This window comes from Rhodoferax lithotrophicus (assembly GCF_019973615.1).
GTDB classification, from domain to species: domain Bacteria; phylum Pseudomonadota; class Gammaproteobacteria; order Burkholderiales; family Burkholderiaceae_C; genus Rhodoferax; species Rhodoferax lithotrophicus.
Genome location: NZ_AP024238.1, coordinates 4,168,344 through 4,186,465, shown reverse-complemented (window position 1 = coordinate 4,186,465; position 18,122 = coordinate 4,168,344). Strand labels below are relative to the sequence as shown.

Annotated in this window: 14 protein-coding genes; 8 read left to right on the top strand and 6 right to left on the bottom strand. The window is 60.0% G+C overall.

Features of this window, described 5'->3' with window-relative positions; all coding sequences use genetic code 11:
* Positions 1 to 48: 48 nt before the first annotated feature.
* Complete coding sequence (gene nhaD / locus LDN84_RS19265) at positions 49 to 1,332, top strand: sodium:proton antiporter NhaD (protein ID WP_223905033.1); 1,284 nt, start codon at positions 49 to 51, stop codon at positions 1,330 to 1,332.
* Positions 1,333 to 1,410: 78 nt separating this feature from the next.
* Here nhaD (LDN84_RS19265) and LDN84_RS19260 read toward each other — a convergent pair whose 3' ends face one another.
* From LDN84_RS19260 to LDN84_RS19245, 4 genes are all read right to left on the bottom strand, one after another.
* Positions 1,411 to 1,905, bottom strand: a complete 495-nt coding sequence (locus LDN84_RS19260; RefSeq protein WP_223905032.1) for a DUF2721 domain-containing protein — start codon at positions 1,903 to 1,905, stop codon at positions 1,411 to 1,413.
* 72 nt (positions 1,906 to 1,977) lie between these two features.
* On the bottom strand, positions 1,978 to 3,156 hold the full coding sequence (locus LDN84_RS19255; protein WP_223905031.1) for an MFS transporter: 1,179 nt from the start codon (positions 3,154 to 3,156) through the stop codon (positions 1,978 to 1,980).
* Positions 3,153 to 4,007, bottom strand: coding sequence for an HAD family hydrolase (locus LDN84_RS19250; protein ID WP_223905030.1), 855 nt, complete (start codon positions 4,005 to 4,007; stop codon positions 3,153 to 3,155). Before LDN84_RS19250 ends, LDN84_RS19255 begins: the two co-directional genes overlap by 4 nt.
* Before the next feature lie 3 nt (positions 4,008 to 4,010).
* Positions 4,011 to 5,642: a peptide chain release factor 3 gene (locus LDN84_RS19245; RefSeq protein WP_223905029.1), complete on the bottom strand. Its 1,632-nt coding sequence runs from the start codon at positions 5,640 to 5,642 to the stop codon at positions 4,011 to 4,013.
* Positions 5,643 to 5,839: 197 nt separating this feature from the next.
* On the opposite strand from LDN84_RS19245, the gene LDN84_RS19240 reads away from it, so the two are divergent.
* From LDN84_RS19240 to malQ, 4 genes are read left to right on the top strand one after another with little or no spacing between them, the layout of a single operon-like run.
* Positions 5,840 to 7,492, top strand: a complete 1,653-nt coding sequence (locus LDN84_RS19240; RefSeq protein WP_223905028.1) for an alpha-D-glucose phosphate-specific phosphoglucomutase — start codon at positions 5,840 to 5,842, stop codon at positions 7,490 to 7,492.
* A 30-nt stretch (positions 7,493 to 7,522) separates the two neighbouring features.
* Positions 7,523 to 8,797 carry a glucose-1-phosphate adenylyltransferase gene (gene glgC, locus LDN84_RS19235; RefSeq protein ID WP_223905027.1) on the top strand — a complete coding sequence of 425 codons (1,275 nt, stop codon included), beginning with the start codon at positions 7,523 to 7,525 and terminating at the stop codon, positions 8,795 to 8,797.
* A gap of 13 nt (positions 8,798 to 8,810) precedes the next feature.
* A complete protein-coding gene (gene glgA / locus LDN84_RS19230; protein WP_223905026.1) occupies positions 8,811 to 10,259 on the top strand; it encodes a glycogen synthase GlgA in 1,449 nt (482 codons plus the stop codon).
* A 47-nt stretch (positions 10,260 to 10,306) separates the two neighbouring features.
* Positions 10,307 to 11,830 (top strand): 4-alpha-glucanotransferase, encoded by a 1,524-nt coding sequence (gene malQ, locus LDN84_RS19225; RefSeq protein ID WP_223905025.1) that lies wholly within the window; start codon positions 10,307 to 10,309, stop codon positions 11,828 to 11,830.
* Between the two features lie 202 nt (positions 11,831 to 12,032).
* On the opposite strand, the gene LDN84_RS19220 is transcribed toward malQ, so the two are convergent.
* The gene (locus tag LDN84_RS19220) at positions 12,033 to 12,590 is read right to left on the bottom strand and encodes a hypothetical protein (protein ID WP_223905024.1); all 558 of its coding nucleotides are present in this window, start codon (positions 12,588 to 12,590) and stop codon (positions 12,033 to 12,035) included.
* Positions 12,587 to 15,310, bottom strand: a complete 2,724-nt coding sequence (locus LDN84_RS19215; RefSeq protein ID WP_223905023.1) for a cation-translocating P-type ATPase — start codon at positions 15,308 to 15,310, stop codon at positions 12,587 to 12,589. Before LDN84_RS19215 ends, LDN84_RS19220 begins: the two co-directional genes overlap by 4 nt.
* Before the next feature lie 223 nt (positions 15,311 to 15,533).
* On the opposite strand from LDN84_RS19215, the gene nhaD (LDN84_RS19210) reads away from it, so the two are divergent.
* From nhaD (LDN84_RS19210) to LDN84_RS19200, 3 genes are read left to right on the top strand one after another with little or no spacing between them, the layout of a single operon-like run.
* Positions 15,534 to 16,847: a sodium:proton antiporter NhaD gene (gene nhaD / locus LDN84_RS19210; protein WP_223905022.1), complete on the top strand. Its 1,314-nt coding sequence runs from the start codon at positions 15,534 to 15,536 to the stop codon at positions 16,845 to 16,847.
* 44 nt (positions 16,848 to 16,891) lie between these two features.
* The gene (locus LDN84_RS19205) at positions 16,892 to 17,929 is read left to right on the top strand and encodes a sodium:calcium antiporter (protein ID WP_223905021.1); all 1,038 of its coding nucleotides are present in this window, start codon (positions 16,892 to 16,894) and stop codon (positions 17,927 to 17,929) included.
* Between the two features lie 9 nt (positions 17,930 to 17,938).
* On the top strand, positions 17,939 to 18,118 hold the full coding sequence (locus LDN84_RS19200; protein WP_223905020.1) for a universal stress protein: 180 nt from the start codon (positions 17,939 to 17,941) through the stop codon (positions 18,116 to 18,118).
* Positions 18,119 to 18,122 lie beyond the last annotated feature (4 nt).

Below are 18,122 nucleotides of genomic sequence, written 5' to 3'. Positions count from 1 at the left end.
TTGCTAGCGTTTTGTTAGTTGTTGTAAAACTCACAGGAAACTCTATTTATGTTGACCATTCTGGTTGTGATTTTTGTGCTGGCCTATGCCGCTATTGCCCTGGAGCACCCACTCAAGGTTAATAAGACGGCCTCGGCCTTGTTGGGTGCAGGCCTTCTCTGGACGGTGTACGCAGTGTCCATGGGTGATCCACATCTGGTGAGTGAACAACTTGGCGAGTCGTTGATGGGGACCGCGCAAATAGTGTTTTTCCTGATGGGGGCCATGACCATCGTCGAGGTGGTTGATGCGCACAACGGCTTTGAAGTCATTACCTCACGCATCAAGACCACCAAGCTGTCTTCGCTGATGTGGATGGTGGGTATCGTGACCTTCTTCCTGAGTTCCATTCTGGACAATCTGACCACCGCCATCGTGATGGTGTCACTGATGAAAAAGCTGCTCGGCCAGCGTGAAGACCGCTTGTTTTTTGCCGGCATCATTGTGATTGCAGCCAATGCGGGCGGGGCCTGGACGCCGATTGGCGACGTGACCACCACCATGTTGTGGATCGGCGGGCAGATCACCGCTACCGAGATCATGAAAGGGCTGCTGATCCCGTCGCTCATCAGTCTGCTGGTGCCCCTGGCGGTGGTGAGTCGCATACTGGGTGACCGCCCGGTGGTGCCGCAGAAACAAAGAGAAAACGAAGAGGTCTTTGAGACCAGTGCGTTCGAGACCAATCTGACCTTCTTTTTGGGTCTGGGTATTCTGGTGGCTGTACCCGTCTTCAAGGCGGTAACACATTTACCGCCCTTCATGGGCATTTTGTTCGGCTTGGGCATTTTGTGGGCCATTGCAGACCTGGTTCACCGGCAAGAAGATGACCTGAGAAAACAGCGCTTGACCCTGGCCCGTGCGTTGACACGGATTGACATGAGTGCCGTGGTTTTCTTTATTGGTATTTTGCTGGCTGTCGCGGTGTTGGAGCACACCCATATCTTGGCCTCCATCGCACAATGGTTGGATCAGACTGTAGGCCGTCAGGATGTGATTGTTTTGTTGATTGGCTTGGTCAGCGCCGTGGTGGATAACGTGCCGCTGGTGGCGGCCTCGATGGGTATGTACAGCCTGACGCAGTACCCGGCGGATAGTTTCCTTTGGGAGTTCATGGCGTATTGCGCGGGCACCGGGGGCTCGATTCTGATCATTGGCTCCGCCGCAGGCGTGGCGGCTATGGGCCTGGAGAAAATTGACTTTATCTGGTATGTCAAGAAAATCAGTTGGCTGGCGTTGATCGGCTATTTTGCTGGTGCGCTGTTTTATGTGGCAGAGTACCAGCTGACACACTAAGCCTGACAAGGTCACGAGGTCAATCAGGCACTTGATGCGACGGTTTACCGGAAGTTTGCCCTTTTTCCTATAAGGCGGTTATTGGGTTTCCACTTGTGAGGCCGTGTGTATGGCCTCTGGTTTCCTTGTCTGGCGACGTTCAAATCTCAACACCCGTGTCGCCATCAGCGTCTCCGCCAGAAAGCACAACAGTGCCAGCAGAAAGCAAGTTACCCCTGACAGAAACAGCACGGTGGCGATGCGAAACATCTGGATTTCGGTGGTCTCACCCAGAAACAGCGCCATGATGGTCAGTCCAATCAAAATGGCACAAAACGTCAGTATGGCAATACAGACATTCACCAGTTTGCCGCGGTTGTGCAGTTGTCGCAGCTCTTCCATCTCATCGGTCATGGGCGCATTCTCCGGGCTGGCATTCACACGGGATTCGAGCACGCGGGCGCGGTCAATGATGCGTGCCAGCCGACCAGCCACCGTACCGATCATGCCGGCCACGGCTGTCAGTAAAAACACCGGGGCTACGGCCAGCTGGATGCCATGGGTGACGGTGTCCAGATCAGTTGCGAAAAACATGGGCATCTCCAGTGGAAGCGGTGGCCATGGTGGCCGGCGTGTGGTCAGAAAACGGTGCAACAGAAGTGCCCATCATGCCTGCGTGTGTGGCTTGTTGTACAGAAGCGCGGTCAGGCCGATAGCGGCGACTCCCAGTAACAGTGCCGGAAAACCTATGGACAGCGAGTGCTCGATCAGCGCGCCAGAGACCCCTGATGCAACCAAACCGCCCAAGGTGTAGGTCAACACCAGCACGGCGGTGCTGTTGATCAGCGCCAAGCCTTTGTTGCTGGCCCCGATGTCGGTCATGGACAAGGTGTAGAGAGCGCCCCCGGCAGCCCCCCAGACACACACCATGGGCCACACCAGCGTGGGGTGGCTCACGGCAAACGGGCTGGTCAGGGTCACCAGCAGAATCAGCCCGGTGAACACCCGCATCATCAGCCGGCGGCCCTGCGCGGGTGATGCAAAACGGTCGGCCAGCATGCCCGAGGGAATGGCCAGCAGCGTGCCGCCCAAGCCACTCACCGACACCAGCAGCGCGGCGGCGCTGTCATCCATGCCCAAAGTCAACCCATACAGCGGCAGGATGGAGGCCAGACCCAGCTCAAAAAAACCACCTACAAAACCCGCCAGCATGATCACCGGGTGCGCCCGCACCGCATGCCACAAGCCCAGCAGCCCGATGCGGGTGGTATGCTGGTCATGATCCGGCGGCAGCACCGGGATCAGCGCTGTCCAACCCAAGCCTGCGCACAGCAACGCTATCACCAGCCACAGCGCCATGCTGCTGTCAGCGCCGGCCCAGGCCAGTAGCGTGGGGCCAATCACAAAGGTCATGCCGACCATGGTGGCGTAGATGCCGATGGTGCGGCCCAACTGGCGGGGCGGGGCAAATTCGGCAATAAACGCCTCGGCCAGCACCCAGCGCAAGCCGCCAGCGATACCCGCCAGCAGCTCCAGTGCAAACCACAGCCACAGCGTGTTGGTGGTGAAAAACCCCAAGGCGGCCACCAGCGGCATGCCTGAAGCCAGCCACATGGTTTGGCGGCGACCCAGGCGCTGCGTCACCTTGGAGGCAAACGGGGTCACGATCAACACGCCCAGCCAGGTGGTGGCGGCAAACAGCCCGGCCACAGTGGTGGAGACTTCGGCTTTTTTCAGCATCAAAAGCATCAGCGGCGACAGCATGAAGATGCCCGAGAGCTGGAATAGCGTGGAACCAAACACGCTCAGCAGCCCGATTTTGGAGCCCGTGGCAGAGTGATTCATCGGGCTTGCGCCTGCAAAATCGCCTGCGCCACTTGCGCAAAACCAGCCCCGCGCTCGGCGGGTGTCACATAGCGCGGCAAGTGCGTCAAGCTGGACGCGCAGTGGCGGATGTTGGCCACCCCCACGCTGTGCCTGAAGTGCTGGAACATGGCCTGGTCGTTGCCCGAGTCGCCGACAAACACCCAGCGCTCCAGCTCCTGCGCCAGGTTGCGCCCCCACAGATGCTGCACCAGCCAGCAGGCCCCTTGCCATTTGTTGAAGTCACCAAAACAGCCGTGGAGGTGGATGCTGCTGACGGTGGTGAACATGCCCTCGTCATGCAGAATGGCCAGCACCTGTTGCACCTCTTGGGGGGACAAGTGCTGGTGTTCGTGGTGGTCAAACGCCAGATCGGTTTCGCGGCCACCTTCGTCGCGGGATAGGTGCACCTGGGGCATCTCACGTCGCACCCGTTGCGCCACCTCCTGCATCCGGGTTCTGTTGCTGGCCCGTGTGGCTTCGGATTGTTGGTATATTTTTGAGAGCTGCTTGCGCTTGTTGGATAAGGGCTGCAGGCCATTTTCATTTAAATTTTCAGGGGCAAAAGCCAAAGCCCCGTTTTCTGCCAGCATGGCATCCACCGGCCATGGCGCGATGCCCAGCGCCGGGTCGCCAAGGGCAAAGCGCGCACACCAGCCCACTGGTCGCCCGGTCACCGGAATCACCTGCAGCCCGGCCGCTTTCAAATCGCTCAGCGCCTGCAAGGCATCGGGCGTGATGACCCCGGCGGTGGTCAGCGTGTCGTCGATGTCGGTGAAGATGCCTGTGATCTGGCAGCGATCTTCCTGTGACCAGTCGGCCAGCGGCTGCATGGATCAGCCCGCCGATTGCAGCGCCAACCCCGCATGCTCACGCAGTGGGTGAAAGTGAATCTTGGGAAAGCGTTCCTGCGCCAGCCGCACGTCATATGGGCTGGTGCACAGGTAGGCCAGGGCATCGGCGGCATCGCGCGCCATGCGCTGCGGGTAGGCGTTGATGAAGTCTTTCAGCTCTTGTGGGGTATCCGCAGTGATCCAGCGTGCGCCGGTGTACTGGCTGCTTTCCAGGCGAATGTCGGCATCGTATTCACCTTTGAGGCGGTGCTGCACCACCTCAAACTGCAACTGTCCCACCGCGCCGAGCAGCATGTTGCCGCCCATCTCGGGGCGAAACACCTGAATTGCGCCCTCTTCACCCAACTGCGCCAGACCTTGCTGGAGCTGTTTGGTGCGCAGCGGGTTGCGCAGAATCACGGTGCTGAACATTTCCGGCGCAAAGAAGGGCAGGCCGGTGAACAGCAGGTTGACCGAACCGTCGGTGATGGTGTCGCCCAACTGCACGCCGCCGTGGGTGGTAAAGCCGACGATGTCACCGGCGTAGGCCTCTTCCACCGCCTCGCGGCGCTGGCTCATGAAGGTCACCACGCTGGTCGGGCGCAGCTCTTTGGCGGTGCGCATCACCTTGAGCTTCATGCCAGGGGTGTACTTGCCTGAGGCGATGCGCACAAAGGCAATGCGGTCGCGGTGGTTGGCATCCATGTTGGCCTGTACCTTGAACACCACGCCAGAAAAGGCATCGTCTTCGGGCTGCACTTGCTTGATGACCGGCTGTTTGTTGACCACAAAGCTGCTGGTGCGTGGGCCGGGGGAGGGGGCCAGATCGACCAGCGCATCCAGCACCTCCATCACCCCAAAGTTGTTCACGCCCGAGCCGAAGAACACCGGGGTTTGTTTGCCGGCCAGGAAGGCCTCACGGTCAAACGCGGGAGAGGCACCGGTGGCCAGCTCCATGCTCTCCAGCGCGGTGGCCCAGTCGTGGCCAAAGCGGGCCGCCAGGGCCTCGGGGTGAGCCAGTGGCACGGTCTCAAAATCTTGCGGGCGGCGCTCACTGCCCGACTCAAACACCGTCATGGCCTGGGTGCGCAGGTTGATGATGCCGCCGAAGGTTTTGCCCTGGCCGACCGGCCAGGTCATCGGCACGCAGGGCATGCCCAGTTCACGCTCGACCTCGTCCAGAATGTCCAGCGGGTCACGCACCTCGCGGTCCATCTTGTTGACGAAGGTGATGATGGGCGTGTCGCGCTGGCGGCAGACTTCGATCAGGCGGCGGGTTTGCGACTCGACCCCGTTGGCCGCGTCAATCACCATCAGCGCAGAGTCCACCGCGGTCAGCACGCGGTAGGTGTCTTCGGAGAAGTCCTTGTGGCCGGGGGTGTCAAGCAGGTTGACCACATGGTCGCGGTAGGCCATTTGCATCACCGAGCTGGCCACCGAGATGCCGCGCTGTTTTTCAATCTCCATCCAGTCGCTGGTGGCATGGCGGCTAGCCTTGCGGCCCTTGACCGCCCCGGCGATCTGGATCGCGCCCGAGAACAGCAGCAGTTTTTCAGTCAGCGTGGTTTTACCGGCATCCGGGTGGGAAATGATGGCAAAGGTGCGTCGGCGGCGGGTTTCAAAGGCGTAGGTCACAGAATGGTCTCGGGGCTGGGGGCGTGAAAGCCAGGGCGGTTACGTGTGGCAAAGCCTGCGCTGCTGGGTTGTTCAAAAACAGTGCAGAAGGCTCATACACAAGTGGGTGTTCTTCATTTTAAAGGCTGCGAAAGCGGCTGTGATGAATCTGTTTGGTGCTAAATTCAAGCTGTTCCAGTTGCCCAAGGTTGCATTTCATGGCTATTCAAACCACTCCCACACAGGCATTCACTGACCAGCGTCCCGGCACTTCCGGTTTACGCAAAAAAGTGGGGGTGTTTATGCAGCCCCATTACCTCGAAAACTTTGTCCAGGCACTGTTGGATGTGCTCAACACATCCGATGCTGTTGGTCATGCTTTGCAGGGGCAAACCCTGGTGCTGGGGGGGGACGGCCGGTTTTTTAACCGGGCTTCCGTACAAACCATCTTGAAGCTGGCTGCCGCCAATGGTGTTGCGCGGGTGTTGTTGGGTTGTGGTGGTATTTTGTCGACCCCCGCAGTCAGTGCCGTCATTCGCTGTCGTCAGGCATTTGGGGGCATCGTGCTTTCTGCCAGCCATAACCCGGGTGGCCCCGAGGGAGACTTCGGCATCAAATACAACGCCAGCAACGGTGGTCCAGCCAATGAAACCCTGACCGAGGCCGTTTTTGCCCGCACCCAAGTGCTGACCGAACTGCGCATGAGTGATGTCCCCGACATTGACATCGATACCCTCGGCACCCGGCAAGTAGAGCAGATGCAGGTGGATGTGATTGACCCGGTGGCAGACTATGCCGCCGTGATGCGTGGCCTGTTTGACTTTGAGTTGCTGCGTGGCATGTTCCAAAAAGGCTTCACCGTGCGTGTGGATGCCATGAACGCCGTGGGTGGACCCTATGCCAAGGCCATTCTGGAAGGTGAATTGGGTGCGCCAGCAGGCACGGTGGTGAATGCCGTGCCGCTGGAGGATTTTGGTGGTCTGCACCCCGATCCGAACCCGGTGAATGCCGAAGACCTGATTGCCCATATGAGCGCCGCAGATGCGCCCGACTTTGGCGCGGCCATGGACGGTGATGCGGATCGCAACATGGTGGTGGGCCGCAACTTTGTGGTCTCCCCCTCCGACAGTCTGGCGCTGATGACGGCGCATGCCAAGCTGATTCCGGGCTACCAAGACGGTTTGCTGGGCGTGGCTCGCTCCATGCCCACTTCTGCGGCGGTCGACCGGGTGGCCAAGGCCCTGGGTCTACCGTGTTTCGAGACCCCCACCGGCTGGAAGTTTTTTGGCAACCTGCTCGATGCCGGACGCGCCACCCTGTGTGGTGAAGAAAGCTACGGCACCGGCTCCAGCCATGTGCGTGAAAAAGACGGCCTGTGGGCGATTCTGTTCTGGCTCAGCCTGCAAGGGGCTACCGGCAAATCGGTACAGACCCTGGTGCAGGAGCACTGGCGCACCTATGGCCGCAATTACTACACCCGGCATGATTACGAAGGTATTGCGGTCGATGTGGCCAATCGCCTGATGGCTGATCTGCGCTCATCCTTGCCCGGTTTGGTCGGCCAGAGTCTGGGCTCGCGCCAGATCAGCCTGGCCGATGACTTTGCCTACACCGATCCGGTGGATGGCTCGGTTTCCAGAAATCAGGGCGTGCGACTGTTGTTTGACGACGGTGCGCGGGTGATTTTCAGGTTGTCGGGCACGGGTACGGAGGGGGCCACCTTGCGCGTTTATCTGGAACGCTTTGAGGCCGACCCTGCTTGCCAGGATGTGCCGGTACAAGCTGCTTTGGCGGAGCTGGCCGCTGTGGCCGAGCAGGTGGCCGGGATCAGCGTGCGAACAGGTATGACCGGACCCAGCGTAGCCACCTGACAGATAAAAAATTTAAACGTGGAGTAAATCATGGAGCAAGCAGAAAAACGAACCCTTGAAACCCATCAGTTGGTGCGCCATACCGTGGCCTTGGTGTTGGCCGGAGGGCGCGGATCACGACTCAAGCAATTGACCGATACCCGTGCCAAACCTGCGGTGTACTTTGGCGGCAAGTTCCGCATCATTGACTTTGCCCTGTCCAACTGCCTGAATTCAGGCATTCGGCGCATGGCGGTGGTGACCCAGTACAAGTCGCATTCGCTGATGCGTCATATGCAGCGCGGCTGGAGTTTCTTGCGTGCCGAACTCAATGAAATGGTGGACTTGTTGCCCGCTCAACAGCGTGTGGGTGATGAGCATTGGTACCGTGGCACGGCCGATGCCATTTACCAAAACCTGGACATCATCCGCTCCAGCAAGCCCGAATACATCGTGATTCTGGCGGGTGACCATGTGTACAAGATGGACTACTCCATCATGCTCAAAGACCATGTGGCTTTGGGCGCGGGCTGTACCGTGGGTTGTATTGAGGTGCCGCGTGCCGAGGCCAGCGCATTTGGTGTGATGGCCATTAATGCGACGCGCCAGATCACCGCCTTTGTTGAAAAACCGGCTGATCCACCGCCCATGCCTGGCAATGATGCCGTGTCCTTGGCCAGCATGGGGATTTACATCTTTAATGCCGACTACCTGTACCAGTTGCTCGAAGACGACTTGGCCAACCCCGAGTCGGAGCATGACTTTGGCAAAAATGTGATTCCCCGTGCGGTATCTGAAGGCCGGGCGCTGGCGCATCCATTTGGTCTGTCCTGTGTGTCGCGCGTCAAAGGCATCGAGCCCTATTGGCGTGATGTCGGCACCATTGATGCCTTCTGGTCCGCCAATCTTGACCTGGCCTCCACCGTGCCGGAGCTGGATATTTACGATACCGACTGGCCTATCTGGACCTATCAGCGTCAGCTGCCACCTGCCAAATTTGTACCGGACAAAGATGGCAGCAACGGCATTTATGTCAATACCGTGGTCTCGGGTGGTTGTATTGTGTCGGGCTCCTATGTGGCCCATTCCGTGCTTTTTTCCGAGGTACGGGTGCACTCGGACTGTCGTGTTGAAGAGGCCGTGGTGCTGCCAAATGTGACGATCCACCGCCATTGCCGACTGCGCAAGGTGGTGATTGACCGCGGTTGCGTGATCCCGGAGGGCATGGTGGTAGGAGAAGACCCGGTGCTGGATGCCCAGCGTTTTGAACGCAGTGAAGGTGGGGTGGTGTTGATCACCCGTGCCATGTTGGCCAAACTGAAATAAAGAGAACCGATTGATGAATGTATTGCAAGTCAGTGCCGAGATTTTTCCATTACTTAAAACCGGAGGTTTGGCAGATATTGCAGGGGCCTTGCCCGCGGCACTGAATGCAGCGGGTTGCGAGGTGCGTGTGTTGTTGCCAGGGTTTGCACCCATCATGGCTGATCTGCAATCCAGCACGGTGTTGACCGAACTCACGGCACCTTGGGGTGAGCGTGTGCTGGTACGCCAAGGCCTGCTGGGCACGCTGGGTGTGACCGCCTATGTGCTGGATGCGCCGCACCTGTATTGCCGACCCGGGACACCTTATGAGGACGAGCAGCGTTTGCCTCACCATGACAATCACCGGCGGTTTGCCTTGCTGGGCTGGGTCGCTGCCAAGCTGGCCTGTGGTCTTGATCCGGTTTGGCAACCTGCGGTGGTGCATAGCCATGACTGGCATGCGGCCTTGACATCGGCTTATCTGGCCTTTGGCCCGAGCCAGGGACGCTTGGTGGCCAATGTGTACACCGTGCACAACCTGGCTTACCAGGGCATATTTGCGCCCATCCATTTTTACGACCTTGGCCTGCCACCCCAGGCGTTTTCGGTGAATGGACTGGAGTTTCATGGTCAGATGTCGTTCATGAAAGCCGGGCTGTATTACGCCGACCACATCACCACGGTGAGCCCTACTTACGCCAAAGAAATCCAGACCCACGAGCAAGGTTGCGGGCTGGATGGTTTGCTACGCGCTCGTGCCCATGATTTGACCGGTATCCTTAACGCGGTGGACGAATCCGTCTGGAACCCGGCCACCGACACCGCCATCACCGCCCCCTTTGATGCCCAAAAAACAAGTGGCAAGGCACGTTGCAAAGCTGCGTTGCAGCAAGCTCTTGGGCTGGAAGTGAAAGCGGACGCACTCTTGTTTGGCGTAGTCAGCCGGCTCACTGAACAAAAGGGCTTGCATTTGGTGTTGACCGCGTTGGACGAACTGATTGCCCGTGGTGGTCAGCTGGTGGTGCTGGGCACAGGTGAGGCTGCGCTGGAGGCCGAATTTCTGGCCCGTGCCGCGGCCCACCCACAAGCCGTCGCGGTGCGTATCGGGTATGACGAGGCTTTTGCCCACCAGATTTTCTCGGCCACCGATGTCACGCTGGTACCTTCCCGCTTTGAGCCTTGTGGCTTGACACAGATGTATGGCTTGAAATACGGCAGCTTACCCCTGGTGCACCGGGTGGGTGGGCTGGCCGATACGGTGGTGGATTGCGCACTCGAGCATTTGGCCGATGGCTCTGCCAATGGGTTTGTCTTCAAGGAATTCACCACCTCGGCATTGGTGCGGGCCGTTCGGCGTGCCTTTGCACTTTATGCCCGCCCTGCCGAGTGGCGAAGCGTGCGTCGGCAGGCCATGCAGCAGGAGCTGGGCTGGGACAAGGCCGCCGCACAGTATGTAGCGCTGTACCGCCATTTGATTGCATAACATCCTCTTTCCACCTGGTTCGAACCACTTTCTGGAGCTTTTGACGCATGGCTGATTCTTGGATGGCACAGCGTGCCGCCGGGGTGGTGTTGCACCCCACCTCCCTGCCGGGCCCCCATGGCGCGGGAGATTTTGGGCCAAACGCCTATTACTTTGTGGACTGGCTGCACACGGCCGGGCAAACACTTTGGCAAACCCTGCCGCTCGGTCCGGTGGGGCCCGGGTATTCGCCCTACATGGGCAGCTCGGCCTTTGCCGGCAACCCCTTGCTGGTGGCGTTGGAGCCTTTGACACAGCGTGGATGGCTGGATGCGGCCAGCTTGCAAACCTCATGGGACGATGAGCGCATCGATTACACCGCGCTGGTGCCTTGGCGCATGCAGCAATTGCGCACCGCTTTTGCCGGTTTTCAGCGCCTGGCCAGTGAACAAGAGCGCACAGAACTGGCGGCCTGGGCACAGACACAACACGCCTGGCTGGATGATTACACCCTGTTTATGGCGCTGGATCAGGCTTACAGCCCGGCCTTGTGGCCGCAGTGGCCGCAAGGCCTGGCGCAACGCATTCCGGCAGATATGGCGGCAGCCCGTCAGCAACATGCACCAGAAATTGCGTTCTGGAGCTTTGTGCAATGGCAATTTGAGCTGCAATGGCAAGCCATCAAAACCTATGCCCACAGCCAAGGTGTGCGGCTGGTGGGTGACCTGCCGATTTTTGTGGCCCACCATAGCGCCGACTGCTGGGCCCGGCCTGACTTGTATGAATTGGATGCCCAGGGGCAACCCAGGGTGATTGCCGGTGTGCCGCCCGACTTCTTTTCGGAAACCGGCCAGCGCTGGGGCAACCCGCTGTACAACTGGACGGCCATGGCACAAGACGGCTACCGTTGGTGGATTGAGCGGGTGCGCCGCCAACTACATCTGGCCGACGTGGTGCGTATTGACCACTTTCGGGGCTTTGTCGATTACTGGGAAATCCCGGCAGACGAGCCCACCGCCGTCAAAGGCCGCTGGCAACCGGGGCCGGGTGCGGCCTTGTTCACCGCCCTGGCGCAAGCGCTGGGGGATTTGCCCATCATCGCGGAAGATCTGGGCATCATCACCCCCGCCGTGACGGCCTTGCGTGAACACATCGGTTTTCCGGGTATGCGGGTGCTGCAGTTTGCTTTTTCAGGGGATGCCAGCAACGCCTTTTTGCCGCACAACTTTGAGCCCAACACCGTGGTCTACACCGGCACCCATGACAACGACACGGTACCTGGCTGGTGGACCAGTTGCACGGCCCATGAGCGCGCCTTTGCCGCGCAGTATCTGGGGGTACAAGAAGGGCAGGGCATGGATGTGCATTGGGCCATGCTGCGTGCGGCCAGCTTCTCGGTGGCGCGTCTGGCCTTGTGCCAGTTTCAGGACGTGCTGGGGTTGGATGGCCAGCACCGCATGAACACCCCCGGCACCATGGGTTGCTGGTCGTGGCGCTTCAAGTGGGACTGGGTCGGGCCACAAGTGGCACCACAGCTGGCCAGGATCACGGCCGCCAGTGGCCGGGTCGGGTTTGACCGCTTGGCACTTTGATGGCTTGTGAGCCGGTTTATTTAAAGTAATTTGCTATATATTTTGTAGCTGTTTGCGCTTGTTTCATAAGCGCTACAGCCTATTTTCATTTAAAAATGACCTCCCGCTTGAGTTACGTCGAGCAACCAGACGCTCTTGGAACTGACCAGTTTTAACTAGATAACAGGCCTCTAGTGCTTGTCAATAAAGCGTGAGTAGCTATTTATAAAGTAGCATTTTTGCCTTGCACAACACGTACCTGTGCATGTGCCAAGGCTTTGAAAATACGCATGCGTTTGGCCAGCGGCCACCAGTCGTACAGAAAAATTTGCAGTGGCCGCCACATCGCCACCCAGCCCACAATCGTCAGGCTTTCACGGGCAATGGTGTGGGCCGTGCCCGTGCCCAGTTTGCCGATGGCATCGGCAGCCAGCAAACACAGGGCGACAAACGCCACCCCAATCAACAGGCTGATGCGCCCTTGCCAAAAAAGATCGCTCAAGTCACGGCGCACTTGATTTGTTTTGTCCGCGAAATGGTTGTGAACCGCCTCGGTGACGAGTGCGCTGGGATCACCTTCTGGCGGTAGTTGTTGCAGGTGGAGGGTCAGATGCAGCGTGCCCTGGAGGGACAAGCCGCGGGCCCAGGTTTCAATGAAGGCCTCAGCCTCGCGGTCCAGGGCCTTGTTGTGAAACGGCGTGGGGTCCATGGAGTTGAATAACTGTGCGAGTTCACGTACGCGCAACTCCAGATGCTGGGGGGTGGATGGGCGTTTTGTCATGGTGCATCTGCCGCCACGTCAGTGCTGGCGGCCCGCCGACTGCGCCGCCAGGCCTTTTCAATTTCAACCACCACCCACACCACCGCAGAGGCCGCCAGGCACAGTGCCAGCTCGGGCAGGCTCAGGGGCTGGGTTTTGAAAATGGGGTTCAAAAACGGCACATAAATCGTGGCCATTTGCAGGCAGAAGGTCAGCAGCACCGCGCCCAGCAGGGGGCGGTTGCTGGTCAGGCCTTGTTGCCACAGCGCCTCGGTCTCAGACCGGATCGCCAGCACATGCGCCATCTGGCCCAGGGTCAGCACGGTGAAGACCATGGTTTGCCAGTGGGCGTGGCTGGTGGACAGCGCCCAGGCCTGCACCCCCAGGCACAAGCCGCCCAGCAGCAACCCGACTCCCAGAATGTGTTGCCACATGCCTTGGGCAAACAGGCTCTCGGTGGGTGCGCGGGGCGGGCGCTGCATGATGCCGCGCTCAGCCGGTTCGGCCGCCAGCGCCAGGCCGGGCAGGCCGTCGGTGACCAGGTTGACCCACAGGATGTGAATCGGCAGCAGCGGGATTGGCAACATCAGCAGCGGGGCCAGAAAGATGGTCCAGATCTCGCCCGAATTGCCAGTCATGGCGTAACGCACAAACTTGCGCACGTTGTCGTAAATGCGCCGCCCCTCGCGCACCGCTTTGACGATGGTTGCAAAGTTGTCGTCCAGCAGCACCAGGCTGGCAGCTTCACGCGCCACGTCGGTGCCGCCCTTGCCCATGGCAATGCCGATGTCGGCCTGCTTGAGGGCGGGGGCATCGTTGACCCCGTCGCCGGTCATGGCGACAAATTCACCGTGGGCTTGCAGGGCTTGCACGATGCGGATCTTTTGCGCCGGGTCTACCCGGGCGTAAACGCGCACCTGGCGCACCTTGACCATCAGGGCGGTGTCATCCAGCTGGGTCAGGTCGGCTCCGGTCAGCACTTCGGCATCGGCCTCGGTGACGATGCCCAGCCGGTGGGCAATGGCACGGGCGGTGGCCGGGTGGTCGCCGGTGATCATCACCGGGGTGATGCCGGCCTGCATACATTCGCGCACCGCCTCCAGGGCTTCGGGGCGTGGGGGGTCAATCAGGCCTATCAGCCCAATCAGGCACAGATCGCGCTCGATGGTGTCCGCACTGGCTTGGGGCTCGGGCAGGCTGCCGTGGTTGCGCCGGGCCATGGCCAGCACGCGTAAGCCCTGGGCGGCCAGTGCGTCGGCGCGGGCCAGCCAGGCGCTGGTGTTGATGTGGCCCGGCGCACCGCCGGATTGGGCCGACCATTGGCTGGTACACAGCGGGATCACCGATTCGGGGGCCCCTTTGATGTAGGCCACCACCTCCTGGGCCTGTTGGTGGATGGTGCTCATGCGTTTGCGTACGGCATCAAACGGGTGTTCCAGCATGCGTGGCCATTGGGCATCCAGCGTGGTCTTCATCAGCCCGGCCTGGGCGGCGATCTCGGTCAGCGCGGTCTCGGTCGGGTCACCCCGCCAGCTGCCATCGGCTGCCAAGGTGGCATCGTTGCACAGGGCGGCGGCTTGCAGCAGCTCGGTGTGTGCGGCATCGGGGGCTGCCGTCTGGGCTGTGCCAGACAAGGCGGTTGGCGGCATCCAGTCTGATGCCTCGTCCGGCTGGCCCGCCACCAGGCATTGCGCCTGCATGCGGTTTTGCGTCAGCGTGCCGGTTTTGTCGGAGCAGATGACGGTGACCGAGCCCAGCGTTTCAACCGAGGGCAGGCGGCGGATCAGTGCGTTGATCGACACCATCTTGCGCGCCCCCAGCGCCAGCAGCACCGTCACCACGGCGGGTAGCGCTTCGGGAATGGCTGCCACCGCCAGGCTGATGGCGGTCAGCACCATCAGCAGCGGGTCTTCGCCGCGCAGCACGCCCACCACAAAAATCACCGCGCAAATGCCCAACACCGCCAGCGCCACCCGCTTGCCAAAAGCCGCCAGACGTAATTGCAGCGGGGTGCTGCGCTGCTGGCTCTGATCGAGCAGGCCCGCCACTTTGCCGAGTTCGGTGGCCATGCCCGTGGCCACCACCAGACCATGCCCCCGCCCATGGGTGGCGGTGGTGCCTTTGAAGGCCATGTTGAGCCGATCACCCAGGGCATGCTCGGTGCCCTCGAGCATGTGGGGGTGTTTGTCCACCGTGACCGATTCGCCAGTGAGGGCCGATTCATCCACCTTGAGCTGGGCGGTTTTGATCAGCCGCAAGTCGGCCGGAATCTGGTTGCCCGCTTCCAGCAGCACGATGTCACCGGGCACCAGTACCTGTGCCGGAACCTGTTGCACCTGGCCACTGCGCAGCACCGTGGCCTGCGCCTCAGACAGGCGCTGCAGCGCGGCCAGCGCCTGGTCGGCCCGCCAGGACTGCACCAGCCCAATGGCGGCGTTGAGCAGCACAATGACCACAATCACCAGCGTGTCGACCAGATCACCCATCACACCAGAGATCACGGCGGCGGCCAGCAGCACCAGAATCATGAAGTCGCTGAACTGCTCCCACACCAGGGCCCACAGGCTGCGGCTGTCGGCCGTGGGTAACTCGTTGGCCCCGAATTCAAGTGTGCGCTGCGCGATCTGGTGGTCTTGCAAGCCCTGCGTCGGGTCTACCTCATGCGCCTGGGTGAGTTCATGAACTTCTCGCAAATGCCAGTCTTTGCGTGTGTTGGAGGAAGAAGGGGGGGTGTTTGCCATGAGGGGGATGCCGGGTGTAAGGTCTGTACACGCTTATAACGTGTCACTGTGGTTGATGCAAATAAAAGCCCCAACCCGGAGGGTGACGTTGTAGGGTCACGGTACAGCCGTTGGCCTTGGTTCATGGTGGTGCACATAGAATGCCCTTTGGGTGTATGCACTGCATGTTGCGGTGTGACAGGTTCAAGCGCTGGTCGGGCCGCCACGCGGAGTACCTTCGACCATGTCCCTGACACCTGACAGCCTTGCCCAGGCCGCCCCGGCTCTGATCGCCATTTTTGTGATCGCCTACGCGGCGATTGCGCTGGAACACCCCCTCAAGATCAACAAATCCGGCTCGGCCCTGGTGGGCGCTGGCCTGCTGTGGAGCATTTACGCCCTGTCGGTGGGGGATGCCCATCTGGTGAGTGAGCAACTGAGTGAGTCCTTGATGGGCACGGCGCAGATTGTTTTCTTTCTGATGGGGGCGATGACCATTGTGGAGGTGGTGGACGCGCACAACGGCTTTGAAGTCATCACCACCCGTATCAAGACCTCCCGGCTGTCCACGCTGATGTGGTTGGTGGGTTTTGTCACGTTTTTCCTCAGCGCCATTCTGGACAACCTGACCACCACCATTGTGATGATTTCCCTGATGCGCAAGCTGCTGGCCAAGCGTGAAGACCGGCTGTTTTTTGCCGGCATCATCGTCATTGCCGCCAACGCGGGCGGGGCCTGGTCGCCGATTGGCGATGTGACCACCACCATGTTGTGGATTGGCGGTCAGGTCACGGCGCTGGCCATCATCCAGTCGGTGCTGCTGCCCTCGCTGGTCTGTATGCTGGTGCCGCTGGGCATCGTGGCCTGGGTCTTGCGCGGGCAGGTGGTGGTGGCCCCTGAGCGGGTGCGTGAGTTTGCTGAGCTGCGTACCACGGCGTTTGAGCGCAACCTGATGTTCTTTCTGGGGCTGGGTATTCTGGTGGCGGTGCCCGCGTTCAAAACCATCACCCATTTGCCGCCGTTTTTGGGGGTCTTGTTTGGCCTGGGAATTTTGTGGATTGTCGGGGACCTGGTGCACCGCCACAAGGAAGATGCTGCCAAGCAGCACCTGACGCTGGGGCATGCCCTGAGCAAGATCGACATGGGCTCACTGGTGTTCTTTATCGGCATCTTGCTGGCAGTCGCTACGCTGGAGCACGCGCATGTATTGACCGCGCTGGCGCGGTGGCTGGATCAGGCTGTGGGCCGTCAGGATGTCGTCGTGATGATCATCGGCGTGGCCAGCGCGATTGTCGACAATGTACCGCTGGTGGCGGCCGCCATGGGCATGTACAGCCTGACGCAATACCCGCCGGATCACTTTTTCTGGGAGTTTCTGGCTTACTGCGCCGGCACCGGCGGCTCAATTTTGATCATTGGTTCGGCTGCCGGTGTGGCGGCCATGGGGCTGGAGCGAATCCAGTTTTTCTGGTACGTCAAAAAAATCGGTGGCCTGGCTTTGGTGGGTTATCTGGCGGGGGCGGGTACCTATCTGGTGCAATACCAGTTGCTGCATTGAGCCTGGTTGTTCAGAACAGTGTCTGTCCGTCATAAGGGGGGAATATGAATGCGGTGGGACTTATCTGGCTGCAGTTTGCCTTCTGTGCCGCTCTGATTGGTGGCGCGGGCTACCAGCTGTCGCTTTATGGCGATGCCATTGCCCAGCGCACTGGTTTGTCGGGCAGCTGGATCGGGCTGGTCCTGCTGGCCACGGTGACCTCGCTGCCCGAACTGGCCACCGGCATCACCAGTGTCACCATCGCCCATGCCCCCAATCTGGCGCTTGGTGATGCGTTGGGCAGTTGTGTGGTGAACCTGGTGTTTCTGGTGGTTGTTGACTTGTTTTTTCGCCAGGAGCCGGTCTGGCAGCGGGCCAGTCTGGGCCATGTGCTGGCGGGGGCATTTGGGGTTGTGATGCTGGGGTTTGCGCTGGTCAGCTTGTTGGTGAGTCAGGTCATGCCGTCACCAGGCGAAGTGGACGCTGCCGCTTCAACGCAACTGAACATCGGTTTGATCGCACCCGTGCTGTTGCTGCTCTATCTGGTGGCCATGCGCACCGTGTTTGCCTATGAGCGTGACCATGCCGTGCAGGCTGAGGTCGAATTTGCGGCAGATCTACCCGAGTTACGTACCGCCATCATTCACTTTGCACTGGTCGCTTCTGTGGTGGCCGGGGCTGGCATGTGGCTGCCGTTTGTAGCAACTGATCTGGCCCACGCCATGGCGTGGAACAAGTCGTTTGTTGGCAGCCTGTTTGTCGCCACGGCCACCTCTTTGCCTGAGTTGGCCGTGACGCTGTCAGCCTTGCGCTTGGGCGCACTGGACATGGCTATTGGTAATCTGCTCGGCAGTAACATGTTTAATGTGCTCATCATTGCCGTGGACGACCTGTTTTACCGCCCTGGCGTGCTCATGGCCAGCGTGTCACCTGTGCATGCTGTGACAGCAGGCACGGCCATCACCATGACCGGACTGGTCATGGTTGGCTTGTTTTTCAAACCTGGCTCACGTGTGTTGCGGGCGGTGAACTGGATCAGCCTGGGGCTGATGACGATGTATGTTTTGAATACCTACGTTTTGTATTTGTATGGTGAGTCATGAGGGCATCGTGTGCCGCAATTGATGGCCCATGCGCCCAATGCAGTGCAATGCTCCTTCGTAGAAACGCAGCGTGCAGATTTGCTGGGGATGCGTGTGTTTGGCCACTTCTGGCTGAAACAGTTGATGACCGGGAGCATTACCAGTACCTTGCTGCGGGTGAGTGAGGTGCCAGTGCTGATTGGCTGGTAACTTC

Bases quoted from the DNA above. Each gene is read 5' to 3' on its own strand.
- nhaD (WP_223905022.1), top strand. From the start codon at position 15,534: ATGTCCCTGACACCTGACAGCCTTGCCCAGGCCGCCCCGGCTCTGATC.
- LDN84_RS19260 (WP_223905032.1), bottom strand. From the start codon at position 1,905: ATGTTTTTCGCAACTGATCTGGACACCGTCACCCATGGCATCCAGCTG.
- nhaD (WP_223905033.1), top strand. From the start codon at position 49: ATGTTGACCATTCTGGTTGTGATTTTTGTGCTGGCCTATGCCGCTATT.
- LDN84_RS19205 (WP_223905021.1), top strand. From the start codon at position 16,892: ATGAATGCGGTGGGACTTATCTGGCTGCAGTTTGCCTTCTGTGCCGCT.
- LDN84_RS19255 (WP_223905031.1), bottom strand. From the start codon at position 3,156: ATGAATCACTCTGCCACGGGCTCCAAAATCGGGCTGCTGAGCGTGTTT.
- LDN84_RS19215 (WP_223905023.1), bottom strand. From the start codon at position 15,310: ATGGCAAACACCCCCCCTTCTTCCTCCAACACACGCAAAGACTGGCAT.
- LDN84_RS19250 (WP_223905030.1), bottom strand. From the start codon at position 4,007: ATGCAGCCGCTGGCCGACTGGTCACAGGAAGATCGCTGCCAGATCACA.
- malQ (WP_223905025.1), top strand. From the start codon at position 10,307: ATGGCTGATTCTTGGATGGCACAGCGTGCCGCCGGGGTGGTGTTGCAC.
- LDN84_RS19220 (WP_223905024.1), bottom strand. From the start codon at position 12,590: ATGACAAAACGCCCATCCACCCCCCAGCATCTGGAGTTGCGCGTACGT.
- LDN84_RS19240 (WP_223905028.1), top strand. From the start codon at position 5,840: ATGGCTATTCAAACCACTCCCACACAGGCATTCACTGACCAGCGTCCC.
- glgC (WP_223905027.1), top strand. From the start codon at position 7,523: ATGGAGCAAGCAGAAAAACGAACCCTTGAAACCCATCAGTTGGTGCGC.
- glgA (WP_223905026.1), top strand. From the start codon at position 8,811: ATGAATGTATTGCAAGTCAGTGCCGAGATTTTTCCATTACTTAAAACC.